General features: G+C 53.0%; 21 protein-coding genes. 15 read left to right on the forward strand and 6 right to left on the reverse strand.

The features are described 5' to 3' along the window. Positions 1-467: 467 nt before the first annotated feature. Positions 468-1,865 carry a glutamate decarboxylase gene (locus tag INT20_RS11170; protein ID WP_193055110.1) on the forward strand — a complete coding sequence of 466 codons (1,398 nt, stop codon included), beginning with the start codon at positions 468-470 and terminating at the stop codon, positions 1,863-1,865. 98 nt (positions 1,866-1,963) lie between these two features. After that, entirely contained in the window at positions 1,964-3,502 is a 1,539-nt protein-coding gene (gene gadC, locus INT20_RS11175) for a glutamate:gamma-aminobutyrate antiporter (RefSeq protein ID WP_172118299.1), read from the forward strand. 152 nt (positions 3,503-3,654) lie between these two features. Here the strand turns inward: gadC and INT20_RS11180 are convergent, their stop codons facing one another. Then, the gene (locus tag INT20_RS11180) at positions 3,655-4,740 is read right to left on the reverse strand and encodes a PA0069 family radical SAM protein (RefSeq protein WP_193056957.1); all 1,086 of its coding nucleotides are present in this window, start codon (positions 4,738-4,740) and stop codon (positions 3,655-3,657) included. Positions 4,741-4,975: 235 nt separating this feature from the next. Here INT20_RS11180 and INT20_RS11185 point away from each other — a divergent pair, with 235 nt between their 5' ends. The 11 genes from INT20_RS11185 (at position 4,976) to INT20_RS11235 (ending at position 15,835) form a co-directional block, all read left to right on the forward strand. Beyond that, positions 4,976-6,415 (forward strand): alkaline phosphatase, encoded by a 1,440-nt coding sequence (locus tag INT20_RS11185; RefSeq protein ID WP_193055108.1) that lies wholly within the window; start codon positions 4,976-4,978, stop codon positions 6,413-6,415. A 119-nt stretch (positions 6,416-6,534) separates the two neighbouring features. Next, on the forward strand, positions 6,535-6,996 hold the full coding sequence (locus INT20_RS11190) for a hypothetical protein (RefSeq protein WP_193055107.1): 462 nt from the start codon (positions 6,535-6,537) through the stop codon (positions 6,994-6,996). A gap of 149 nt (positions 6,997-7,145) precedes the next feature. Beyond that, entirely contained in the window at positions 7,146-7,592 is a 447-nt protein-coding gene (locus tag INT20_RS11195) for a hypothetical protein (protein ID WP_193055106.1), read from the forward strand. A gap of 92 nt (positions 7,593-7,684) precedes the next feature. Continuing rightward, on the forward strand, positions 7,685-8,257 hold the full coding sequence (locus INT20_RS11200) for a cysteine hydrolase family protein (protein WP_226912138.1): 573 nt from the start codon (positions 7,685-7,687) through the stop codon (positions 8,255-8,257). Between the two features lie 604 nt (positions 8,258-8,861). Continuing rightward, positions 8,862-10,061 carry a mandelate racemase/muconate lactonizing enzyme family protein gene (locus tag INT20_RS11205; RefSeq protein ID WP_193055105.1) on the forward strand — a complete coding sequence of 400 codons (1,200 nt, stop codon included), beginning with the start codon at positions 8,862-8,864 and terminating at the stop codon, positions 10,059-10,061. 24 nt (positions 10,062-10,085) lie between these two features. Continuing rightward, the gene (locus INT20_RS11210) at positions 10,086-10,853 is read left to right on the forward strand and encodes an SDR family oxidoreductase (RefSeq protein WP_193055104.1); all 768 of its coding nucleotides are present in this window, start codon (positions 10,086-10,088) and stop codon (positions 10,851-10,853) included. A 22-nt stretch (positions 10,854-10,875) separates the two neighbouring features. Next, positions 10,876-11,919, forward strand: coding sequence for an L-idonate 5-dehydrogenase (locus INT20_RS11215; protein ID WP_193055103.1), 1,044 nt, complete (start codon positions 10,876-10,878; stop codon positions 11,917-11,919). Positions 11,920-12,019: 100 nt separating this feature from the next. Then, entirely contained in the window at positions 12,020-13,006 is a 987-nt protein-coding gene (locus INT20_RS11220; protein WP_226912139.1) for a DctP family TRAP transporter solute-binding subunit, read from the forward strand. 145 nt (positions 13,007-13,151) lie between these two features. Further along, complete coding sequence (locus INT20_RS11225) at positions 13,152-13,652, forward strand: TRAP transporter small permease (protein WP_193055102.1); 501 nt, start codon at positions 13,152-13,154, stop codon at positions 13,650-13,652. After that, a complete protein-coding gene (locus INT20_RS11230) occupies positions 13,649-14,929 on the forward strand; it encodes a TRAP transporter large permease (RefSeq protein ID WP_193055101.1) in 1,281 nt (426 codons plus the stop codon). The genes INT20_RS11225 and INT20_RS11230 overlap by 4 nt, the downstream gene beginning before the upstream one ends. A 159-nt stretch (positions 14,930-15,088) precedes the next feature. Then, complete coding sequence (locus tag INT20_RS11235; RefSeq protein WP_193055100.1) at positions 15,089-15,835, forward strand: GntR family transcriptional regulator; 747 nt, start codon at positions 15,089-15,091, stop codon at positions 15,833-15,835. 144 nt (positions 15,836-15,979) lie between these two features. On the opposite strand, the gene INT20_RS11240 is transcribed toward INT20_RS11235, so the two are convergent. Beyond that, a complete protein-coding gene (locus INT20_RS11240) occupies positions 15,980-16,900 on the reverse strand; it encodes a hypothetical protein (protein ID WP_193055099.1) in 921 nt (306 codons plus the stop codon). 123 nt (positions 16,901-17,023) lie between these two features. Here INT20_RS11240 and INT20_RS11245 point away from each other — a divergent pair, with 123 nt between their 5' ends. Together INT20_RS11245 and INT20_RS11250 are read left to right on the forward strand one after the other, a co-directional pair. After that, positions 17,024-17,602, forward strand: a complete 579-nt coding sequence (locus INT20_RS11245; RefSeq protein ID WP_193055098.1) for a putative glycolipid-binding domain-containing protein — start codon at positions 17,024-17,026, stop codon at positions 17,600-17,602. A 41-nt stretch (positions 17,603-17,643) separates the two neighbouring features. Further along, positions 17,644-18,132 (forward strand): GNAT family N-acetyltransferase, encoded by a 489-nt coding sequence (locus INT20_RS11250; protein ID WP_193055097.1) that lies wholly within the window; start codon positions 17,644-17,646, stop codon positions 18,130-18,132. Positions 18,133-18,240: 108 nt separating this feature from the next. Here the strand turns inward: INT20_RS11250 and pgi are convergent, their stop codons facing one another. From pgi to ptsP, 4 genes are all read right to left on the reverse strand, one after another. Further along, positions 18,241-19,899 (reverse strand): glucose-6-phosphate isomerase, encoded by a 1,659-nt coding sequence (gene pgi / locus INT20_RS11255; RefSeq protein ID WP_193055096.1) that lies wholly within the window; start codon positions 19,897-19,899, stop codon positions 18,241-18,243. Between the two features lie 213 nt (positions 19,900-20,112). Continuing rightward, a complete protein-coding gene (locus INT20_RS11260) occupies positions 20,113-21,852 on the reverse strand; it encodes a PTS fructose-like transporter subunit IIB (protein ID WP_193055095.1) in 1,740 nt (579 codons plus the stop codon). Next, the gene (pfkB, locus tag INT20_RS11265; RefSeq protein WP_193055094.1) at positions 21,849-22,817 is read right to left on the reverse strand and encodes a 1-phosphofructokinase; all 969 of its coding nucleotides are present in this window, start codon (positions 22,815-22,817) and stop codon (positions 21,849-21,851) included. Before pfkB ends, INT20_RS11260 begins: the two co-directional genes overlap by 4 nt. Further along, entirely contained in the window at positions 22,817-25,711 is a 2,895-nt protein-coding gene (gene ptsP / locus INT20_RS11270; RefSeq protein WP_193055093.1) for a phosphoenolpyruvate--protein phosphotransferase, read from the reverse strand. Before ptsP ends, pfkB begins: the two co-directional genes overlap by 1 nt. Between the last annotated feature and the right edge of the window lie 123 nt (positions 25,712-25,834).

Here is a 25,834-nt window from a genome sequence, read left to right on the forward strand (position 1 = left end):
GATAAAATACCTTTTTCACTCATGATACCTTATTGTAAAACAGTGGCTTAAGTTGTTTTTATTGAGTGGTCATATCGTGCTATGGCCTTGAAGATAATCCTATACCGTTGTGTAGATTAATATGGGAGCCATTGTTTGGATGTTTGTAGCGTCAAGGTTTTTAATCTATTGATGAGTTGGTATATTTTCTTATACTCGTTATTAAACCACTTTTCTACCCGTTGGGTGCTATGAGAAAGAGATGTCACGCCTTGGTTGGTAATATTTTTAGCATTTTCAAATGGATAGACGTTTGCTGGCGAAATAATTTTTTAAATCATACTTACGATTTTTCATTTTTAAGATTTTGTCATAGACTAAAAGCACCATCTATGTAGGTATAGTAAATGTTGATGGTTTGGTAGGGTGGTTTTAGCTGATCTTTGAGCAGTAAACGTGATCCATATAAAAAAACTGGGGGTAGTACGATGGATGTCAAAGGGTTAAATGCACGTAATGATAATGACGATGTATATGCATCAATTGACTTGGCGACATCGTTGCCGAAATCCGGGTTTCCCGATGAGGAACGGAATCCTCACAATGTATTTAGCGCCATTCGTGACGAATTAATGCTTGATGGAAATTCCCGCCAGAACCTGGCAACATTTTGCCAAACGTGGGTTGATGATGAAATTCGTAATTTGATGGATCTTTCAATCGATAAAAACATGATCGATAAAGATGAATATCCACAAACTGCGGAGATCGAAGCACGCTGCGTTAGGATGTTAGCAGATCTCTGGAACTCACCCTCGCCAGAAACAACCATGGGATGCTCGACGATTGGCTCTTCAGAAGCCGCAATGCTTGGCGGGCTAGCGCTTAAGTGGCAATGGCGGAAAAAACGTGCGGCAGAAGGGTTGCCCACTGATAAACCAAATATGATTTGTGGGCCAGTACAAATTTGCTGGCACAAATTTGCCCGTTATTTTGATGTTGAACTGCGTGAAATTCCGCTGGAAGGCGATCGCTTGATTATGAGCCCAGAGGAAGTTATCAAACGCGTTGATGAAAATACGATTGGCGTCATACCAACGCTGGGCGTTACCTTTACTTGCCAATACGAGCCAGTAAAAGCTGTCAGCGATGCGCTGGATCAATTGCAACAAGAAACCGGCCTGGATATTCCTATGCACGTTGACGGTGCCAGTGGGGGCTTCTTGGCTCCGTTCTGCGCGCCAGATCTAGTGTGGGACTTCCAACTCCCGAGAGTAAAGTCCATTAACACGTCTGGCCACAAATTTGGGCTTGCACCTTTGGGAGCTGGCTGGGTGGTCTGGCGTGAAGCAATAGACTTGCCCGAAGAGCTCATTTTTAACGTTAACTATCTCGGCGGTGATATGCCGACATTCGCGCTCAATTTTTCGCGCCCCGGCGGGCAAATCATTGCGCAGTACTACAACTTCCTGCGACTTGGCCGTGAAGGTTACGCCAAAATCCATAATGCCTGTTACGCTACCGCGCAGCATATTGCAGATGAGATTAGTAAACTAGGCCCCTTCGAAATCCTCTTTGATGGGAACAGCAATGAAGGTATTCCTGCGTTGGCATGGAAGCTGAAAGAGGGAGCAAATATTGGCGGTTATACGCTCTATGACCTGGCCGACAAATTACGCTCGCGCGGCTGGCAAGTCCCTGCTTATTCTATGCCAGCTCACCGTGAAGACTTGGTTATCCAGCGTATCCTTGTTCGTCATGGGGTGAGCTACGATCTAGGCTGCTTGTTAATTGAAGATATGAAGCGAGCACTTCAGCATTTTGAAGATCATCCCGTGGTTAATCCACTATCAGAAGATGAAGCCAGCGGCTTTAATCATTCCTGATTTGAGACTCTTTGGTTGTTAGGGCGGCTAGACATCGCCGCTCTAATTAGCGAATAAAAGAATGACGGATTAATAATTCGTTTCTTCGGGGAATAAATATGGATAATACACAATCGACAGCCGCGCCAAAGCAGCTTTCGTTATTGGGTTTCTTCGCGATAACGGCTTCAATGGTAATGGCGGTATATGAATATCCTACCTTTGCAACATCGGGTTTCTCGTTGGTCTTCTTTCTTATTCTTGGTGGGGTTCTGTGGTTTATTCCGGTAGGGCTTTGCGCGGCAGAAATGGCGACGGTTAAAGGCTGGGAAGAGGGCGGGGTTTTTACGTGGGTATCCAAAACGCTAGGTGAACGATGGGGATTTGCGGCAATCTCCTTTGGCTATTTGCAAATTGCTGTCGGCTTTATTCCTATGCTTTACTTCGTGCTAGGCGCACTCTCTTATATTCTTAATTGGCCTGCACTGAATAGCGACCCGATAGTCAAAACGATTGCGGCGTTGATTATATTGTGGGGATTAGCGTTAACTCAGTTTGGCGGTACCAAGAATACGGCGCGGATTGCAAAGCTAGGCTTTTTTGCAGGTATTCTACTGCCCGCTTTTATCTTAATTGGGCTTGCAGTTTTGTATCTTCGCTCAGGTGCGCCGGTCGCTATTGAAATGAGTGCACAGACGTTTTTCCCCACCTTTGGTAGTATGAGTACCTTGGTAGTGTTTGTCGCTTTTATACTGAGTTATATGGGGGTTGAAGCGTCGGCGACTCATGTCAATGAGATGAAAAACCCTGGTCGTGACTATCCTCTCGCCATGTTATTTCTTATGGTTTCTGCCATTCTCTTAAGTTCTCTCGGTGGGTTGACGATTGCATCTGTTATTCCTCACGAGCAAATCAACTTATCTGCGGGCGTGATGCAAACGTTCAGTGTGTTGATTAACCACTTTGGCAGCCATTTTGAATGGGCTATTCGGATTATTGCTGCGCTGCTATTGCTGGGCGTGCTGGCTGAAATAGCCGCATGGATTGTTGGACCATCACGCGGCATGTTGGTAACCGCGCAGCAGGGTATATTGCCGGCGCGTTTTGCTAAAGTAAACAAGAACGGCGTGCCGGTGGCGTTGGTTATTTCTCAGCTAACCATTACAACTATCGCATTGATTATTCTGACGAATACGGGGGGAGGAAATAATATGTCCTTCCTGATTGCACTAGCGCTAACCGTCGTTATCTATCTGTGCAGCTACTTTATGCTATTTCTGGCTTACATTACCCTTGTTCGAAAACAGCCTGAAAATCAACGTACCTTCAATATCCCTGGCGGTAACAAAATAAAAATTACCGTTGCAGTAGTGGGGTTACTTACTTCTTTAGTTGCTTTTGTCGTCTCCTTCTTCCCTCCCACGGGGTTGCCAGGAAAAGAGTCTAACGAAGTGTATACCGGTTTGCTGATCGGCTGTTTCCTTGTAGTGCTATCGATTCCGTTTATTATTTATGGAGTGCATAATAAAAGCGCTGCGCCAAAAAACCTTAAACTACACCATATCAAGCCCCATACCGCGCCCGAAGGTCACTACTTTATTCATCCCAAAGCCCGCAGTACGCATCACATCACTGTTGATGGAGAAAAGCTGCATTGATGAACCATGGGAGGATGTTTAGAAAGGTCGTCATTAGATTTTAAGCAGAGCTATGACGAATAGCGAAAAACAGTAGTATTAATCACTTAGGCATTTGCTTGGCACTTTCAGTAAGCTGAGAGTATGTCAGGCAAATGCCTTTTTCATGGGCTTTAATAAAAAAGCTCGCCCTGAGCGTTGGGCGGGCGAAAGTCTCGGGTATTCAGCCCTTGCTCGGTACGAGATTGAAAGTTCCACTGGCGGCTGGCGCGATTAAAGCGTTGTGCAATCATATCGGCAAAAATACCTTCGCCGCGAAAGCGCTTACCGAACTGAGCGTCGTAGGCCTTGCCGCCCCGGCATTGGCGAATCAGGCTCATTACCTTGGCCGCACGCTCGGGGTAATGGGCTTCCAGCCGGGCTTCAAAAAGAGGAGCGACTTCATGGGGTAAGCGCAGCAGCATCCAGGACGCCGTTCGTGCGCCAGCACGGCTGGCGGCCTCAAGAATCCGCTCTATTTCATGATCCGTTAATCCGGGGATGACCGGAGAAACAAGCGTTCCGACGGGAATGCCAGCAGTATTCAGCTCACGGATAACTTTTAAACGCGCTTGAGGAGAGGCCGCACGAGGTTCCAGCGTGCGTTTCATATTGGCGTCTAGGCTGGTCAGGCTAATAAATACGCGCACCAGGCGGTGTTCGGCCATCTCAGCCAGCAGATCCATATCCCGTAACACTAACGTGCTTTTGGTCACAATAGTGACTGGATGGCGGCAAGCCAATAATAGCTCAAGCAACTGGCGCGTTAAGTGGCGCTTGGCTTCTAGTGGCTGGTAACAATCGGTATTACCAGAGAGATTGATTGGTCGGCAGACGTATCCAGGCTTGCAAAACTCCTCACTTAATTGCTCCACCAGGCCATTTTTGGCAATCAGCCTGGTTTCAAAATCAAGCCCCGGGGACAGATCCCAATAGGCATGAGAAGGGCGGGCATAGCAGTAAACACAGCCATGTTCGCAACCTCGGTAAGGGTTCAATGAGCGATCAAAAGGCAAGTCTGGCGACCGGTTCCAGGAAAGCGCACTCTTACTGGTTTCTTCGCGTACTTCAGTTGCCCGTGTGGGGGAAGTCTCTTCGCGCCACCATCCGTCGTCTTCTGCCACGCTATGGGTTGGGGCAAAGCGGTTGTGCGGGTCATAGGTTGCCCCGCGGCCTTTGTGCACGGGAGGCCGTATTGGTGATTTGCCGAGAGACGCCATACGCCTGCCTCTTTCTATATTTGTGTATATATATACAGTATATGCGTTGTGACCAAGCGTGCAAGCGTTACTCAGGAGAAACCCGCAATGAACAGTTTTACGGATCGGCTACTGATTGCGATTCATGTTTATTAGAAATAATTGACTTACCTTCATTAGCAGTCATGAAAATGACATTTTTAGGCGCTACGATTTGTTGGATATCAAATTAGCTAAATTTATTTTAGGGATGAAAATGAAGAACTTTACGCGCAACGCACTCACGTTGGCACTGGCATCGGTCATGGCTACGCCGGTATTAGCGCAGGAAAATACAGCTAAGAACGTTATTTTGATGATCACCGACGGTACCGGTATCGAGACGTTCCGTGCGGCAAGTTACTTCCGTCACGGCGCGCTGGGCCATGAAGTTTATGATGAGTTTGACACACAGCTTTTCATGGCAACGCATCCGTTAAACACCTCTACCACGCCCACCAAGAGTGATGACGGTACGGTTACGTTTGAACCAGCCGAGCTCTGGAACGACGAGGCGGTAGATACCGTTTACGAAGGTAGCCTGGGTAACTACAAGGGCTACTTTGCCGGTTACGACTACGCTCGGGCTGATTACACCGACAGCGCGGCAGCGGCAACGGCGCTGGCTTCAGGCCATAAGTCCTATAACAGCGCCATCAACTGGTCCAACGATGATGAGCCGCTTAAGCATATTGGCGAATACACTGTTGATAGCGGCCGCGCTCTGGGTGTTGTCTCATCGGTGCAGGTCTCCCACGCGACGCCTGCCGGTTTCATGGCCCATAACGTAAGCCGCAACGACTATAGAGCCATTGGCCGCGAAATTGTCGATTCTGGCCTTGCCACTGTCGCCATCGGTACCGGGCACCCCTATTACGATGCAGCCGGCGAGCATGTCGATAACCCCGGTGAGAGCGATTTCCGCTTTATCGGTGGCGAAGAGACCTACCAGCGCTTGGTAGGCGGCGAAACGGATTACGCCTTTATCGAAAGCAAGGACGATTTTGAAGCTCTGGCTGCTGGTGAGTTGGATCTTCCCAAGGACAAAGTACTGGGCCTGGTGCAGAACATTCAGACGCTGCAATACAGCCGCCCCGGCGTAACCGGCGGTAATCTACTGGATACGTCACCAAGCCTTGCCACACTGACGGGAGGCGCTTTGAACGTGCTCAATGCCAGTGAAAACGGCAACGAAAATGGCTTTTTCCTGATGGTTGAGGGTGGCGCTGTGGATTGGGCTGCTCACGCTAACAACCTGCCGCGTATTATCGAAGAGCAAATCGACTTCAACGAAGCTGTGGAAGCGGCCGTTGAGTGGGTAGAAAACAACAGTTCCTGGGACGATACCTTGATCATTGTAACGACTGATCACGGTAACGGTTTGCTTCAAGGTCCTGACTCTGATGTGAATGCCTATAGCCCGATCGTTAATCAGGGTGCTGGCGCGCTACCCTTGGTACGTTGGCATTCCGATACCCACACGCGTGAGCTGGTACCGTTGTATGCCCACGGCGCAGGCGCTGAGTTCTTCTTTGACATTGCTCAGGCAGAAGACGGTCTTTCCCGCTATGAAGTAGACGAAGACAGCCACTACTGGATCGACAACACCGACGTATTCCGCGCGGGCCTAAACGCTTTCGGTATCGAAGCTGAATAAATAGGCAAGTATAGCAAGTACAACAGAGCCGCCTTCGGGTGGCTCTGTTCCGTTGGTAACCACTGACTGATATCACTTCGCCAACGACCATCCACTCACTACCCCGAAAAGAGTCAGATATGAAGCTTCATAACACGCTTTCACTGCTGTTAATGACAACACTAGCCAGCACGTCAGCATTTGCACTTAATGCTGAGCGCGCGCCCACCGCCAGTGGTCACGCCTATGCTGAGCCTTATAAAGCCGTTCGCAAAGAGGGCGTTTTACATATTGAAGTACGTTTCGTGACGGACTACCCAGGTTACTCTGGTGAGATCATTTATGACGATATCCCGCTAGATCGAATTGACGGGAAGATCTACGCCGAGTTCGGCGACCAGTCGTTCTCGCTGCTGCGTGAAGATGGAGGTGTGGTCGCGCCAGACAGCTTGCGCCTGAGCTTTAACTACGAACCAGACAAGAACCCACGCGTAGGCACCTGGAAAGCCGATTTTGTCGCCCCCATGCACGACGTTAACGAAGTCATGCTGTTCATGCCTAATGTTGCGCCCATTGGTCCGATTGTCATTCGGGATCGTTAAACAACCGGTTCTACATCCGTCCGTTATACAGAGTGTAGCCGTACTGCTTCATTGCCTTGGTAAGAAATTACCAAGGCAATGTTGTATCGGGTACCAGGTTTTTGGGCCAAATTTGGCTTATGCTGGAGGTTTAAGTGTAAGGTAAGCCTATGAAACCTTTCTCCATTCTTTTGATTCGATTACTCGCTATTTACCTCGCCATTACGCCTTTGCTAAGCGTATCGCCGCTGCTGTTTAGCCCCGGCTACGATGCGGAGCTAGCCCAGTGGCTGCCATGGCTCGCAGCCACTGCTGTTATTCCTATCATCGCGGGTATCGTACTGTGGTTTTCTGCGGTAACGCTGGCCAATAAATTTTTTGGAGAAGAGCGTGCTGAGCCTGCTTTAACGATTGCCGAGGAGGGCCTGGTACGCGCAGGCAGCTTCTTGATCGGTGTGTATCTTTTCGTTCAGCATTTGAGCACAGCGATTGGCCAATGGGCATGGGGAGGCATAGTAGCCTATGGTTCGCTAGCAGCGGTGGTGCTCAGCATTGGCCTAATAGTTGGCGCTCGTTTTCTAGCCAAGCTGTATAGAAGGTTGAAGTATTTCGAGTAATTTTGGGAAGGGGCAGGCTAGTAACGCATAGCTTCCACGTAAGCGCTTGGGTTTACGCCTGATCCAAGAAGCCTATAAACGAGGATGTTGAATTGGTAACGAGTAATCAACCTGTCGCGCTGATGATCATCGATATGCAACGGGGTATGAGAGACCCTGCCGCTGGCGAGCGCAATAACCCTAATGCGGAGGAAAATATCCAGCGCCTGCTTACAAAGTGGCGTAGTACATGCTGGCCGGTGGTGCATGTACGGCATATCTCTCGGACCCCCGGCTCGCCGTTCTGGCCGGGACAGCCAGGCGCAGAGTTCCAGCCCGCACTAGTCCCGCAACCTAAAGAGCACGTAGTAGAAAAGAACATACCCTGTGCGTTTACCCACTCAGGCTTAGAGCGCTGGCTTCACGCTCGCGAGATCAAGCGGCTGGTTATCGTCGGTGTAAGTACCAGCAATTCGGTTGAAGCCACCGCTCGCACGGCCGGTAATCTTGGCTTTGATACCCACGTCGTCGCCGATGCCACGTTTACCTTTGCTAAGCAGGATTACGCAGGTACTTATCGCACGGCGGATGAAGTGCATGCTATGTCACTGGCGAATCTGGAAGGGGAGTATGCGGCTATTACGCAGGCGGCAGACATATTGGAGGCGTTGATTTCAATCCAGTAGCCTATGGGGGGCGTTGCAATGGCTGAACCTTCAGACAGTCTTTTCAAGCGCTTTTTTAGCGTCTTGGCGTTGTATCACACGCGTAAGTTCCTCTGACTTTTGTTGCCTTGACTTCAGCGGGCTTAACAAAACGGCATTTATAACGGCGTGCTTCCTCGGCTTCTCCAAAGGCACGAGTGTTCATTGCTATTTATCTTAAAAACACAACACGTCGTTTGGTAAGTCTCTTGAGATCTTATACTTTGGGTTAATATCCTAAAGTATTTTATTATTTTTTTCTTTTTTAATCATATATTTATTTCACTTCTTACGACGATTTTTTTGTCCTCTCATAGTGGGCTAATTGCCGGTTATACGAGCGTGTGTTATTAATATTTCGTGATATATCACGAGTGGGAGGCAGTCTGGATTGTACTGGGTTGATACGCACTTTGAACAGAACCTAACGCTTTAAAGAGATGTCGTTCGAGTTCGATACTTATTTAAAGAAAGCGGTACTCACTGCTTCAATAATCCGATACGGCGTCTCGCGCTACCAATAAAACCCCGATGCAAGTAATGGCTGATTCCAATACCCGGATGGGCAGTAGGAGTGCATGAAATAATGAAAATCACCTCAATTAAAACCTTTAGGCTTAAGGAGTTCGCTAACGTTCTCTGGGTGCATGTTGAAACGGATAGCGGCATCGTGGGCTTGGGCGAGACGTTCTATGGAGCGGGGGCCGTTGAGGCGCACATTCATGACACGCTGGCAGGCCGCTTGTTGGGTAAAAACCCCCTGCATATTGAGGCACTGCATAAGGAGATGGTATCGCTGCCCATGGCGCAGTCTTCTACAGGGGCTGAATATCGAGCCGCCTCGGCCATCGATATCGCGCTTTGGGATATCTTTGGCAAGGTGTGCGACTTGCCTGTACATCAAATGCTGGGCGGGCTGTGCTGGGACAAGATTCGCATCTATAACACATGCGCCGGTTATAAGTACGTTAGAACTAATGAAATCAAGCCGGTTTCCAACTGGAATCTGGATAAGCCGGAAGGTCCATACGAGGATCTTGAAGGTTTTATGAGACGCCCTGCACAGCTGGCGGAAAACCTGCTCGAATCGGGTATCACGGCCATGAAAATCTGGCCGTTTGATCCTGCCGCGGCCGAAACACGGGGCCAGTATATTACGGCTGCTCAGATGAAGCAGGCGGTCAAGCCCTTCGAAGAGATCCGTAAGGCGGTAGGCGATCAAATGGAGATCATGGTCGAATTCCACTCGCAGTGGAACCTGCCGACCGCCAAGAACATCGCCCGCGAGCTCGAGCAGTTCGCGCCCACCTGGTATGAAGACCCTATTCGCATGAACTCGCCCCAAGCGCTTGCCGAATTCGCAGCGTCGACCAGCGTGTGGACATGCGCCAGTGAAACGCTGGGTTCGCGCTGGCCCTACAAGGATATGCTGGACCGGGACGCCGCGCACGTGGTCATGGTGGATCTTTGCTGGACCGGCGGATTGACGGAAGGGCGCAAGATCGCGGCGCTGGCGGAAACTTGGCACCGCCCGTTTGCACCCCACGATTGCATCGGGCCGGTCGGCTTTGCAGCAGCGATACACATGTCGTTCAGCCAGCCCAATACGCTTATTCAGGAAAGCGTCCGAGCATTTTATAAAGGGTGGTACAACGAGCTTGTCACCCAGGTGCCCAAAATCGAAAATGGCTATGTCTACCCCATGGAGGGGCCAGGCCTAGGGGTCGAATTACTGCCCAGCGTTTTCGAAAGGCCGGATTTATCCGTACGTACGTCGACGGTATAAACGAGATCACGCGAAGGAGACGTCATGTCCATCAAGCTGTTTGATTTAACCGGAAAGACCGCGCTGATAACGGGCTCATCGCGCGGACTTGGGCTGGCCATTGCCGAAGGCATGGCCGCGGCCGGAGCCCGGATCATACTCAACGGTATGAACACCGAGCGTCTTGAAGCCAGCGCCGCAAGGATGCAGGGCGAAGGCTACGAGGTTAACGTCTCGGCCTTCGACGTTACCGATGAAACTGCGGTCTGTCAGGCCCTGGCGCAATTGGACCAGGGCGGTATCGAAATCGACATACTGGTCAATAACGCGGGGATTCAGTTTAGAAAGCCGATGCTTGAACTGGATACTCGCGATTGGCAGCGAGTAATCGATACCAACCTGACCTCGGCTTTCATCGTGAGCCGTGAAGTAGCCAAACGGATGGTAGAGAAAGGGGCAGGCAAGATCATCAATATCGGCTCTTTGACCAGCGACCTGGCCCGAGCGACCGTCACTCCTTATACGGTGGCTAAGGGCGGCATCAAGATGCTGACCAAATCGATGGCGGCGGAGTGGGGGCAGTACGGTATCCAGGCCAACGCTATCGGCCCGGGCTATATGCTGACCGATATGAACGAAGCCCTGACGAGCAATCCTGAGTTCGACAGCTGGGTTAAAGGGCGCACGCCGGCAGGGCGCTGGGGCCGACCAGACGAGCTGGCAGGCACGGCGATCTATCTCGCCTCGGCCGCCTCCAACTACGTCAACGGCCACATCGTTTATGTCGATGGCGGCATGATTTCCGTGCTGTAACACTCATCGAGTGGGGTAAGTGATGCTGACGATTAAAATACACAAGGCCCATGATCTTCGAGTCGAAGAGGAGCCTGATGCCACGCCTCCAGGGCAGCATGAAGTGACGGTCACGATCAGTAGGGGCGGCATTTGTGGCTCCGACCTGCACTATTACCACCAGGGTGGTTTCGGCCAAGTCAGGTTGCGCGAGCCGATGACGTTGGGTCACGAGGTGTCCGGCATGGTAAGCGCGGTCGGCGATGGCGTGACGGATCTTCGCGTTGATGACAAGGTGGCTATCAACCCTTCCATACCGTGCGAAAAATGCACTTATTGCCATCAGGGGCTTTTCAATCAGTGTGACGACATGCGGTTTTTTGGAAGCGCCATGCGCTTTCCGCATCAGCAGGGGCTGTTTCGTCAAACGATCACGATTGATCGTCAACAGCTCGTCGCACTGCCCGGCGATATCGACTTGACCCACGCCGCATGTGCCGAGCCCTTAGCCGTTTGCCTACATGCCGTGGGCCAGGCGGGTGCGCTCGAGGGCAAGCGCGTGCTGATTTCCGGATGCGGGCCCATCGGCTGTTTGACGGCCATGCTGGCCGCCCACGCCGGCGCGAAAGAAGTGATCGTGACCGATATGCACGAAGCACCCTTGAAAATTGCTCGGCAGATGGGGGCGATGCGCACCATTAACGTCGGCTCGTCGCCGGAAGAGCTTCAGTCGTTGGCGAAGGGAAAAGGGGCGCTGGACGTTATTATTGAGTGTTCGGGCAGCCCGCAAGCGCTGGGTGCTGCGTTAGAAGTGGTACGCCCGCGGGGCACTATCGTGACGGTGGGGCTTGGCGGCGCAGTGAATCTCGAAATGAATCTTGTTGTGGCGAAAGAGATAAACATAAAAGGGACTTTCCGCTTCGACAAGGAATTCAAACAGGCGGTAGAGCTCATAGGCAGCAAGCGTATTGATGTCGCCCCGTTGATCACGTCTGTGCTTCCCATGGCCAATGCAGAGCAAGCATTTGAATTGGCCGCTCGGCGTGATCGCGCCATGAAGGTTCAAATCGATTTCGAAAACGCATGAACACGCTGGCCAACTGTGAAGGTTTAGTCGTGAACGTCAGAACAAGGCACCCTTACGGGCGCTTTGCATCAGCCAAGCATCATAAATAAGGAAAACAAGTATGATTAAGCGCGCCAAACTCAAAAATATCCTCGCGGCTGCGGCACTGCTGACCACTCCTGCATTGGCCCAGGCCGATACTTTGCGTCTTGCTAACGTCGTGGCCGAATCCGCAAAAGAAGCTGGCATCGAGTTCAAACGTATGGTCGAGGAGAAAACTGGTGACGAACTGGAGATCAGCCTCTTTCCCGATAACCAGTTAGGCGACGATCGCGTAGTGCTCGAAAGCACGATCTTTGGAGATATCGATATTGGCATTGCCTCTACCAGTCCTCTGGCCAATTTGGTGCCTGATTTTTATCTGTTCGATGCGCCCTTTTTGTTCCTCTCTTCCGAAGAAGCCTATTCGACCTTGGATGGAGAGGTTGGTCAGCAGATCCTCGACTCCCTTGAAGGAAAAGGATTAAAAGGGCTGGCATTTTGGGAAAACGGCTTTCGTAACTACACCGGCAACAATCATGAAGTGACCGAGCCCTCGGATCTTGCCGGCATGAAAGTACGCACCATGGAAAATCAGGTGCATCTGGCCGCTTGGCGAGCGTTGGGCGCTAACCCCACGCCTATGGCGTTTTCCGAACTTTTCACTGCCTTGCAGCAGGGCACAGTCGATGCCCAAGAGAATCCACTTTCGGTGATCGACAGTAATCGGTTTTTGGAGGTGCAGGACTACGTTTCGCTGACTCAGCACGTTTACACTCCGTTTGTCGTTTTCATGAACCTGGAGCGCTACAACGCCTTGGACGAGGCTCAGCGGCAAGCAATCGACGAAGCTATTGAAGAGGCCACAGTGTTTCAGCGTGAGCGTTCACAGGCGCTGGAAGCCGAGGTCGTTGAACGTTTTTCTGAGCAGTCCGGCGTGACCGTTACTGAGCTTACGCCAGAGCAAAAAGCGCTATGGCAGCAGACGATGATCGATGCCGATATCTATTCGCTGGTTGGTTCCATGATGGATCATCCGGAATACCTCGAACAGTTGCTGAACGATTGATCGACATGGCGCCATTACGACCGTAATGGCGCCATGTCATTTTGGTGCGTTGTTACGGTAGCTCGGTCTGCCCCAAGGCGAAATCGGTTTTAGGTTACCCGGTTTTACACGTTGTTTCGGCCTGTCTTTAAGCCGGAGAGAGCCAATGAAAGTCATGAAATGGTTTGATGAGTACGCGGAAATATCCGTCTGCGTCGTATTGATGTCTACCATGACCGTACTACTCGCAGTGCAGGTATTCATGCGGTATGTTATGGGTGCCTCTCTGTCCTGGTCCGAGGAGATTGCCCGGTATCTGTTTATCTGGCTTATCTACTTGGGGATCAGCTATGGCGCGCGAGAAATGCGTCATATCAAAATCGATGCCGCGCTTGATCTGTTTCCTCGCCGAATACGCCCGGCCATCGTGATTCTGGGCGATCTTCTGTTTCTGGCATTTGCTCTTTACATCGTATGGACCAGCTGGTCAGTGATTGAGCGTCAGATGATGCTGGGTCAAACTTCTCCCGCGGTCGGCCTTCCGATGTGGATCGTTTATGCCGCCCCATTTGTGGGGTTTGCCATTACCGGGGTACGCCAAATTCAGACTATTATCTGGCGTCTTAAGCACCCCAGCATGGCACAGAGTGGGGGAGATATCACATGACGGCCAGCGTCCTTTTTCTAAGTCTCGTGGTGCTTTTAATTCTCAACGTACCGGTGGGTATCGCCATCGGTTTGGCGTGCGTGGTCACGATTCTATCCTTTGGGATGTTGTCTGATCTTTATGTCGCGCAAACCTTGGTTACAGCCACGGATAGCTTTCCCATTATGGCGATTCCTTTATTTATTTTGGCGGGGGATTTGATGGGGGCCGGAGGTGTGTCGCGGCGGATTCTAGAGGTCGCTAATGCGTTTTTTGGCCGTATCACCGGCGGTTTGGCCATCGTAACGGTAATCGTATGCATGTTTTTCGCCGCGGTTTCTGGCTCTGGGCCGGCCACAGTAGCGGCGGTGGGGTCGATGGTCATTCCCGCCATGCTTCAGGCGGGTTACTCCAAATCGTTCATTTTGGGGCTAGTCGCGGCGGCGGGTAGTATCGGGGTCATCATTCCCCCGTCCATTCCCATGGTGCTGTACGGGGTAACCACGGGCACTTCCATCACGAATATGTTTTTGGGCGGTATTCTACCGGGTCTGCTGATCGGTTTCATGTTGATCATCTACGCCTATGTTTATTCTCGAAAAATGGGTTGGAAGGGCAATGCAGCCAAATTCGATGGACGCAAAACACTAATACTAATGTGGGAAGCAAAGTGGGCGCTGCTCAATCCGGTCATCATTCTGGGGGGCATTTATGCCGGTGTCTTCACGCCGACAGAGGCAGCGGCGGTGGCGGCTGTGTATGCGTTCATTTGCGGTGTCGTCATCCACCGGGAACTCAAGGCACGCGATATCTTCAAGACAATCGCCCGTTCCTGCGCGACAACTGGGACCGTCATGGTGATTCTGGGCTGCGCCTCCACTTTCGCACGCATCCTCACTATCGAGCGCATTCCTTCGACGATCGCAGATTTGATGTTACAGTTATCCTTGGAACCCGTGGCGCTTTTGCTGCTCATTTTGGTGCTACTGCTGTTGGTAGGCTGCGTCATGGATACTACCCCAGCCATTCTGGTACTGGCACCTATTCTCTATCCGGTCGTCACGGCCGTGGGGATAGATCCGATCCATTTCGGGGTCATCATGGTCGTCAGTCTTGCTATCGGCTTCATTACGCCGCCGCTCGGTATCAATCTATTCGTCGCCGCACGAATCGGCAGCACCTCGCTGGGCACGGTGATTCACGGCGTTTTACCCTTCGTTATCATCATGATCCTTGCCTTGATCATCATTACGTTCGTACCATCGCTTTCACTGCTGCCCATATCTCTTTTCAACTAGATTATGAAAGCCGCCCCATAAGGGGCGAGCTATCCGAGTCCAAGTGTTGGGTGCCAAGGTATCAGGCTTTATACCGCTGCAAGTTTGGTTGACGTCAAGAAATCATTCAGCCTTATCACTTGGTGAGGCAGGCATATAAATGAACAAGAATGGGCTTTCATGACTAAAGAAAATAGCCACGGGGCTTCGCATCACGGTCGAAGCGGGAAAAATCTGCTCGAACTCGCCTATCAAAGTATCGAGGAGCTGATCGTCACCTGCGAGCTAAAGCCGGGTGCTTTCATGCGCATTCAGGATTTACAGGAACTGACCGGATTCAACAGAATGCCCGTTTATCAGGCGGTGACTCGCCTTTCGACGGATACCTTGCTGATCATTCAGCCAAGGCAGGGCATTCAGGTATCGCCGATCGATCTGCACCGAGCACAAACACTTCTCAAACTACGCCGGGATATCGAGCGGTTCGTCGTGGCGCTGGCGAGCCAGCGCTCAAGCAACAACGACCGCCAGCATATGACGTATCTGGTGGAGGTATTGAATACGAGGCGTTCGGTCATATCGATTTCTGAATTCAATACCATTGATCGGGAAATCGACGCGATCATTTTACAGGCCTGCGGTGAGCCTTTTCTCGAATCGACATTACGGCCGCTTCATACCATTTTCCGCCGCATTGGTTGGCTATATCACTCGCTTACGCCGGAAGGCGCCCCACTGAATAGCACTATCGACGGGCATCTGGACGTGTTGAACGCGGTGGTCAATGCTGATGCCGCCGCCGCCGAGAAAGCTTCTGATCATCTCATGGATTTTGTCGAAAAAATGTTTTCTGTGCTCACGACCTCGCTTACGCCCAGCACGTTCGATATTCAGAAAAAAACCTTGATACCAAGTGAGAAGCTTTGATGCAGTATGTGAGTAAGCAGCTAGAAAGCGCCAGCGAATAGTGAATTAGGAGAGCCTACGGGTCGACAATATTCAAGTAAACCTTTATCCGTCCATCGACCGACAGCGGACGTACCAACCAACGAGTGCAGCGCAAGTATGATATTAAACTTCCACACTAATACTGCCAGTGACTACGCTGGCACTGTTTACGGTAGTAGGTAGCATTTGGCCTAGCGAAGAGTAGAGAGCATTAGAGGTTGACTGGGCCAGTGTACGGTCAAGTTTGCTCATATCTTCTTCCGCCTTTTTTAGTTCTCGGCGGGCTTCTTTATCCTCTTGACGTAGGCGAATCTTTAGTTCGTTCATCGCTTCCTGAAGCTCTTTTTTTGTGTCGATCAAAATACTGCGTAGAGCGTGTTCGCTGGCGCTAATTCCTTGAGAACGGCGATCATCCTGCGGTTGCGAAGTGATGATTACGGCCGGCTCGTTTGGCGCGTTATTGGTCGTGGTGGCTGCATCTTGGGCATGCTCGCTCTGCTCATCCTCCTGGTTCGCCATAGCCGCCTCCGCACTGGCGAGCGTCGCGTTGGCGGCTTGAGCGTCAGCTTGTGCATCGGCGCTGCCGTTTTCAGCACTGTCAGAAGACGCGGTAGGGGTGACACTTGTTGGCTGGGCGCTCGTTACCGTAGGCGTGACAGAGGGGCCAGCGCTACCACCGCCGCTATCATTTAATTGCCGCGCTGCCACACCTAGCTCGCGGGCGATGCTTTTAAGCTCTTTAGCCATGGATTTGAGCTGTTCTGGTGATGCAAAGCGCATCATCGCTTTAAGCGTTTCCAGCCGCTGCTTTAAAAAGCCGACTTTCTGCGAAGCATTTTGCATCGCTGACTCTTTCGGGCTGGGCAGGGCCGCCAGTTGCTCAAACGCCTCTTTCTGCTTTTTAAGGCGTTTAGTCAGTGCATCGTCAGCATCCGGTGCTGCCACCATCGGGCTCTTTTGGCTCGCGACCCGAGACACCTTCAAAGCGGAAGACGATTCGTGACGGGTGCCTATCAACATAAAATTGGAAAATCCGATCTTCATGGTCGATCCTTCTTTGTTATTAATAGACGTTATCGGCCATTTGTAAGCTAACTTTAGTAAGGTTGAACTGGCTTGAGGGATACCGCCGCTTAGGATGATTGATAGGAGTAAGGTTCGGAATTTATGACGATGCCAACCAACGATACGATTGTCTGGCAGCGGTTGGACCTGCCAGGGCATGAGTTATGTAGCGTGAGCAGCGGCGAAAAAGGCCACCTACTGACAGGATCTTCCATCTTCGTAGCCGAGGGCAACAAGTGCTTGCTCTCCTACAGAGTCGTGTGCGATGCGGCTTGGAAAACGCAAGAAGTGCATGTGGTCGGTAACATTAATGATGAGCCGATTGATGTGATACTTATGGTCGAGCCTGGCAATGTGTGGACGTTGAACGGAGTTGAGCAACCTCAGGTTGAAGGGTGTATTGACGTTGATCTCGCCTTTTCACCAGCGACGAATTTGCTGCCTATCAGACGATGCAATATGGCTATAGGAGACTCCGAGCAGGCAGTCGCTGCTTGGTTAACATTTCCAGAGATGACGTTAGAAAAGCTCCCCCAACGCTACACAAGGCTATCAGAATTAATATTTCACTATGTATTGAGCGGCGGTGATTTCGAAACGGAATTAACGGTAAAATCATCAGGTTTTGTATCTAACTACCCGCTGTTGTGGCGAGAAGAGCATGGCGAATGGCCATCGTAGCTTCAATGATGGCCGGGCCTGGACAATGAGCCTTCGGTATTGTGGCAGCAAGCTTATATTCAGCTTCCATAAATCGGTTTGGGCGGTATAAAGCAATGCACATTGCTAGGTTGAAAGCAGCACAGAGTGATCGTGATTTTATTTGGCGTGCTTATGAAAGCGCTTACCAGAATGTTGTCGAGCGTCAATTCGGCACGTGGGAGGCCGAGCTTCAAATGCCAGCTTTTGATGAAAAATGGCGCCAGGGTGGTTTTGAAGTCTTGGAGCTAAACGGTAGGTGTGTAGGGGCAGTATGGGTAACCAATGAAGTGGAGTTTCTACAACTTCGGGATCTGTTTCTTTTAGCGGAATATCAAGGGCGGGGAGTTGGTGCACACATTGTGCGCCAGGAGCTTGAAAAGGCCAGAGTGCTGGGCGTGCCTTTACGGCTTCGTGTTTTAAAGCAGAGCCAAGCCATCGCCTTGTACGAGCGGTTGGGTTTTACAATATGCGGTGAGACATCAACGCAGTACTGGATGGAAGCGAACTAACACGCTGTTTTCGTCGATACAGCATCAATCAATACAGATTACGTATAAAAAGCCCCGGCTATTACGCTAGGGCTTTGAATAAACGCTTTTCTCTGTTTATTAAACCCGCTAACTCTTTTTCCTGGTCGCTTTTTTGGCGCTTTCAGTGTGTTGGCTGTTGGTGTCGCCACCCGGAAAATGCGCCCGCACCAACTCTAACAACCCTTGGGTCGAGGCATCAAAGTCGGCTGCGTTCGTATCAATACGTTCGCTAATTTCACCGGCAATGCGCTTGCCTAGCTGAACACCCCATTGATCAAACGAGTTGATGTTCCAGATCACGCCTTGAACAAAGACCTTGTGCTCGTAGAGTGCGATTAGCGCGCCGAGATTGCGGGGAGTGAGTTCATCCAACAGTAACGTACTGGATGGACGGTTGCCGGGACAGCTGTAGGGGTCGTGCTGGCTTAACTCTTTACCGTCGCCCTGGCTGCCTTCCATAAAAGCGTTAGCCTGGGCGAGCATGTTGGTTAATAGCGCAAAGTGGTGGTCTTCCATGCCTGATTCGGGTTTGAGCGAGGCGATAAAGTCGATAGGTACGTAACGCGTGCCCTGGTGCAGCAGTTGGAAGAAGGCGTGTTGACCATTGGAGCCGGTTTGACCCCATACAATCGGGCCGGTTTTATAGTTGACCGGGTGGCCGAAAATATCCACCGATTTACCGTTGGACTCCATATCCAGCTGTTGCAGGAAGGAGGGCAACTGGTTAAGCGCCTGGTCGTAAGGCACGATGGCTTGGGTTTCTGCGCCAATAAAATTGATATACCAGATGCCGATAAGCGCCATGAGCACCGGCATGTTCTCGGAAAAAGGCGTCTCAATAAAGTGGCGGTCCATCTCGTGGGCACCTTCCAGTAGCTCAATAAACCCTTCAAAACCGATAGATAACGCAATCGGTAAGCCGATTGAGGACCACATGGAGTAGCGCCCGCCTACCCACGCCCAGAACTCGAACACGTTCTCTTCACGAATGCCGAATTCTATAGCCGCTTTGCGGTTGGTAGAAGCGGCTACAAAGTGGGCACCTACATCCGCGTCGCTTCCGGCGTTCTCCAGGAACCAGCGCCGCGCTGTTTTTGCATTGAGCAGCGTTTCCTGGGTGGAAAATGTCTTGGTCGAGACGATAAACAGCGTGGTGGCCGGGTCCAGGCGCGAAAGCACCTTCTGGATATGCGTGCCGTCCACGTTGGATACAAAGTGAAAGTGCATCTCCGGATGACGATATTTAAGTAGCGCGCGCACCGCCATGTTGGGGCCAAGGTCCGAGCCGCCAATCCCGATATTAACGACATCCTTGATCGATTGGCCGCTGTAGCCTTTCCATTCTCCGCTGCGTACCGTTTCAGAAAACTGTTTGATCTGTTCGCGGGTGCGGGTAATTTCCGGCATGACGTCTTCGCCGTCGACATACACCGGTTCGTCACTCAGGTTACGCAGCGCGGTATGCAGTACCGGGCGGTTTTCGGTAACGTTGATAATATCGCCAGAAAACATTTGTGCCCGGCGCTGCACCAGTGCGGAGTGGTCAGCAAGCTCTATCAGTTTGGTGAGCACTGCGTCGGAAACATGGTGCTTTGAATAGTCCAGAAACAGACCGCCTACCTTGAGGTTCATCTTCTCAAAGCGCTTTGGGTCGTTAGTGAAGTAGTCCCGGATGCGGTCGTTATGGGTGTTGTCGCGCAGGCGTTCAAGCGCCTGCCACGTAACGCTACGGGTGAGTTGAAACATAGAGCGCGTGTCCGTTGTTGTTGAGTGGCAAATGTTAACTGGGGTAAATGGCGGTGATATCGATTATGTAAAAATACTACATAAAAAAGTGATAAGGGCAACTATCGGTTGAGCGTGGCGATAAAACAGGTAATAAAACAGCAATGACGTCAGCAGCTTTTATACTGGGCTAACCACGAGCAGGCATTGCGCCTGCTCGTGTTGAGCTAACACTTAGCTGGCGACGGCCACTTGAGCGGCGCCGCGTTTAATAAAGGCGTAGCTCAGGCCAGTGATGAGTGAGCCTGCCACAATGGCGCCCAAGTAAAGCAGTGGCGGGGTGATTGCATTAGGAATCAGCAGGACAAAAATACCCCCGTGCGGGGCCATTAATTGGGCACCCACCAGCATCGAAAGTGCACCCGTAACGGCGCCCCCAGCGATACAAGCGGGAATAACGCGCAGCGGATCTTTGGCCGCGAACGGAATCGCGCCTTCACTAATAAAGCACAACCCCAGTACGAACGAAGCCTTGCCGGCTTCACGTTCCGGCTCGGAGAACTTATTGCGTGCCACGAAGCTTGCGATACCCATGCCAATGGCCGGTACCATGCCTGCCGCCATAATCGCGGCCATGGGGCCGTAGGTGCCTGAGGCCAAGAGGCCCACACCAAAGGTGTAGGCCGCCTTGTTAACCGGGCCGCCCAAGTCAAAGCACATCATGGTGCCCAGCAAAATACCCAGCAATACAGCATTGGTGGAGTCCATCGACGCGAGGAAGTTGGTTAACGCATTAAGCAGCGCAGCAACCGGTTCGCCCACGATGTAAATCATGACCAGGCCAGTCACAAGGCTCGCGATCAGCGGAATAATCAGGATGGGCTTAAGTGACTCGATGCTCGAAGGCAGCTTCACATGGCGAGTGACTGCAAGGGCTACGTAACCGGCTAGAAAGCCTGCCAGAATACCGCCAATAAACCCCGAGCCAATGTCCGCCGCCAGCATGCCGCCAATCATACCCGGCGCAATACCTGGGCGGTCGGCAATTGAGTAAGCGATATAGCCTGCTAATACCGGAATCATCAACGCAAACGCGGTGCCGCCGCCAATCTGCATTAACGCAGCGGCCAGGGTGCCTTCCTGCTCGAACGCCTCGATGCCGAACATAAACGACAGGGCGATCAGCAGCCCGCCCGCCACTACCATGGGCAGCATAAACGACACGCCGGTGAGCAGGTGTTTATACACGCCTTTCTCTTTCAGGCTTTTGCTTTCATTTGAAGCCGTATTAGCCGTGCCTGCACTTTCCACACTGGCCTGGGCCAAGGCGTTTTCAATCGTTGCCTGGGATTTTTTAAGCGCCGTACCGGTCGAGGTGCGGTACACGCGTTTACCGGAAAAACGCGTTGGATCAACTTCAATATCGCAGGCCAGAATGACAACGTTGGCGGCGGCGATTTCGTCTTCCGTTAGCTTGTCTTGGGCGCCGACTGAGCCCTGGGTTTCCACACGTATGGAGTGGCCCATGGCGTTGCCCGCCTCAGCCAGCGCTTCTGCGGCCATAAAGGTATGAGCAACACCGGTGGGGCAGGCGGTAACGGCTACAATGGTTTGGCCGCCTGCAGCGGCTGGCGCTTTTGTTTGAGAGGTAGCCGCCAGGGCGCTATACAACGGTGCTTCGCGTTTAGCGGTGGTTAAAAACGCGTCCGGGTCAGGCAGTGCTTGAGCAATCGGTGCCTGGTAAAGGCGTTTGCCTTCAAATCGCTCCGGTGCGGGTACGTGCTCGGCGGCCACGACAATTAAATCGGCATGGGCAATTTGTTCGGCAGTGGCGGCCTCGACCGGTGCCAGTTCTCCGTGCATTTCTACATGCACTTTCCAACCCAAGCGCTGAGCGGCTTGTTCAAGGCGTCGGGCGGCCAAAAAAGTCGTTGCCATGCCGCTGGGGCAGGCTGTAATTAGAATAATATTCATTGTGACGTTCCCTCGGTGCGGCTGGCGTGCAGGCGCTGGACCTGAGTATGTTGTAGGAGTACGGCAAAGTCGTCCGCGTGGGCATTGCCCACGCCAACATGGCGAACAGATTCGGCGGAAAGCGCCGTGGCAAAACGCAGTGTTTCTTCGTCACTTTGCTGGCTGAGCACGCCGTGGAGCATGCCAGCCACAAAGGTATCGCCGGCACCCACGGTATTGGCTGCCTGAACGCGGGGCGGCGTTGACTGCCAGGTGCCCTTGGCGTTTACCCAAATAACGCCGTCGGCCCCGGCAGAAAGTAGCGCTTGGCCAATACCTGCCTGATAAAGGCGGCAGGTGGCGCTTACTCGCTTGGCGTGATCATCCAGTGCCTCACCGGCCCAGTGGGCAAGTTCCAATTCATTGGGTTTAACGGCTTCGGGGGCTACCTCAATCGCGCACAGCAGGGCTTCGCCACTGGTATCCACCCATAACGGCACGCCGGTGGCTTTTAGTTCCGTTAGCAGCGTGGCAAAGCTTGTCAGGCTTAAGCCAGGGGGCAGGCTACCTGCCACAAGAATGGCATCGACAGGCTCAGCGTTTAGTTGCTGTTTAATGCTGTTTAGAAGGGCGGCGACTTGCGTGGCGTCTACGCCGATACCGGGGCCGTTAATGTCGGTCACCCGGCCGCTTTTTTCCGCCAGCTTGGCATTAATACGGGTTTCCCCCGGCACGCGGACAAAGGCATCCGTAACGCCCAGCTGGGTAAACGCCCGTTGGAAGGGGCCATCGTTATCGCGCCCGAGAAATCCGCTCACTACCACGTGATGGCCCAGCGAGGCCAGCACTCGTGCAACGTTAACGCCTTTGCCCGCGGCTTCCAGTTGCGCGTTCCTGGGACGGTTAACCATGCCCAGCGTTAACTCTTCAAGATCAAACGCCAAATCCAGCGCTGGGTTGAGCGTAACGGTAATAACCCGGGCCATTAGTGTGCCTCCAGCGCGTCGCGCACAGCGGCGCTGGTCGCCTGGCTTAGGGCCAGTTGCGCACTGGCTTGGGCATCGGCCAGATCGAACTCACGCAGGCGAGCTTTCACCAGCGGAATTTGCCGGGCGCTAACTGAAAGCTCATCAACGCCTAACCCAACCAATACGGGAATAGCCGCCGTATCCGAGGCTAGTTCACCGCAAACGCCGACCCATTTACCTTGGGCATGAGCGGCGTCAACGGTCATCTGGATCAAACGCAGAACCGCCGGGTGCAGGCCATCTGCCTGGGCAGAGAGCTCTGGATGACCGCGGTCAATCGCCAGCGTGTACTGGGTTAAATCGTTGGTGCCAACCGAGAAGAAGTCCACCTCGGCGGCAAGCGTTGGCGCCAGCAATGCGCTGGAGGGAATCTCAATCATCACGCCTAGCTGCACGTCGCTTGCGCGCTCATCCGCGGGAATTTCCGCAAGCAAACGGTCAAAAATGGCTTTGGCGGCGCGAAATTCAGCCACGTCCTTGACCATTGGCAGCATAATCCGCAGCGGTCTGGACGTCTCTTCTGAACCCGCTACCGGGGCGGCTGCCATGAGTAGCGCGCGCAGTTGGGTTTCGAGTACGTCGGGCTCGGTTAACGCCAGGCGAATGCCACGCAGACCCAAAAACGGGTTGTCTTCCTGGGGGACTGGCCAGTAGGGCAGAGGCTTGTCGCCACCCACATCCAGGGTACGCGCTACTAACGGGCGGCCATTCAGGGCGTCGATGGCCTGCCGATACTCGGCGGTTTGCGTGGCAAGGTCGGGTGCGCTTGAGTGGGCCATAAACAGGAACTCAGTGCGCAGCAGGCCAACGCCCTCGGCACCACGTTCAACCGCATCTTCTGCATGAGCGGTGTTGCCCAGGTTAGCAGCCACCTCCACGTAGTGGCCATCGCGGGTTTGGGCGCGTTCATAACGGCGTTCCCAGGCATCGGCTTCGCGGGCCTGTAAATCAAGCAACTGCTGCTCGGCGCGGCGTAAGCGCTGCTCAGAAGGCGAAGGAATGAGGCGGCCATGTTCACCATCAAGAATCATCATGCTGGCATTGGCTAAGACCATTACCGCTTTGCCCGCGCCTACCACCGCGGGTATGCCCAGTGCACGGGCCAAAATAGCGCTGTGGGCAGTGGCGCCGCCACGTTCGGTCAAAAGACCGCGCACACGGGAGGTATCCAGGCGCGCTACGTCGGAAGGACCGATATCGTCCATCACCAGAATGTAGGGGTGGTTGGGTGGCTCGGGAAGTTGGGTGTCGCACAAAACACTCAGCACGCGGCGACCCACATCACGCAGGTCGGCGGCACGCTCGGCAAGCAGGCGGTCGGCGAGCATTTCCTGTGCGTGGGCGGCGGTTTCAATCGCTTCCCACCAGGCCGCCTCGGCTGAACGGCCTTCACGAATGGCATCTTCGGCGGCGCGGTGCAGCTCGGGGTCATCCAGCATCTCTTCATGCATGGAGAGAATGTCGGCCACTTCGCCACCCGGCGCATTGCGCACCAGGGCTTCCAGCTGGGCAATGCCCTCCTGGATGGCATTGTGCAGCCGGGTCAGTTCGCGGTCGGGATTGTCAGCCTGTTCCGGGTAATCAAAGTGCTGAGGGCGAATAACAAACACCGGCGCAATCGCAAGCCCGGGGGAGGCCGCAATCGCCGTATGCGGTGTATCGGCTGTCAAAGGCTTAACGGTTTCCTCGTGAGCAGGGTGGGTCGCCAGCTGCTCTCGGCCACTGTCAAAAGGCGCTACCTTTTCACCCAAACCGCCTTCAATTGCATTCGCGACGTTGGCCAGTGCCTGTGGTGCTTCGCTGCCTTCGCCAGAAAGCACCAGCCACTGGCCACGGCGTGCACCCAAACCGATGACTTTGGTCAGGCTCGCTGCGGAAACGCTGGCGGGGCTGCCTTCTTCCAGGCGAACGTTAATCGCAACGGCCTGTGCTCGAGCTACCTGCACCAACTGTTTAGCCGGGCGGGCGTGCAGGCCGTGGGGATTTAATACCCGCACGCGCTGGGTATGCGTATTGGCCGTTTCACCTGCAAGCTGAGCCAGCACCTGGGCGGCATCGGCCTTTAGTAACGCGTGGCTTGGGGTGTTTTCGAGCACCTTCTGAAGTTGCTCCAACAGGGAGGTGTGCGCGCTTCCCTGTGCTGCCAGGCAAAACAGGCCGTGAACAGCATGGCCGTTCTCTTCCATGCGTGCTTCGACCGGTGTCGCCACGCCCAGCGCAGGCTGTTGGACGCCGCTGGCGCTGCTGGCAAGCCAAAAACCGTCGCCCAGCCAAACCGGCGGTTTCGCCGCAATATCGGCAATAAAGTGGTTATCTACGCAGCCACTTTGGCGTAAGCGGGCGGCCGCTGCCAGGGCCAGTTCCTGAACACTCTGTGCGGGAAACTGCAGGCAAAGCGTGTCGCTATCCAGCTTGGGCGCGGGGGCAGATTTAGACAGCAGGCGAGCGACGTCCTCGGTGGAGCGGGCTGCGGCAAGCGCTTCAGCAACGCCGTCACGGTCCAGTACGTGCGTTAGGGCGCGCAAAATATCCAAATGTTCATCATTTTGTGCGGCAATCGTCACCAGTACATAGACGCGGTTGCCATCGTGCCATTCGATGCCTTCTGGAAATTGCAGTACTCGAACGCCAGTCCGCTTAACATGCTGGCGGCTTTCGGGCGTGCCGTGGGGAATGGCGATAGCATTACCCAGATAGGTAGATGACTGCGCCTCACGGGCATGCAGGCCCTCGCGATAGGCAGGATCAACCAGCCCCGCGTCAGCCAGTACCCGGGCGGCCTCATCCAGCGCCGCTTGCCAATTGTTGGCGTGGCGGTCAAGCAAGATGTCATTAGGACCGAGTGTGAGCATGCAATTCTCCTGTAAGGACGAGTCCGGTAACGGCTCGACGGCGACGTAAAGGACACAAATGCCGAGTAACGGTATTGATCGATGCCTACCGTCTATGATGATAATGCTGAAACGATTCAGCTA

This window comes from Halomonas citrativorans, assembly GCF_014898005.1.
GTDB lineage: Bacteria > Pseudomonadota > Gammaproteobacteria > Pseudomonadales > Halomonadaceae > Vreelandella > Vreelandella citrativorans.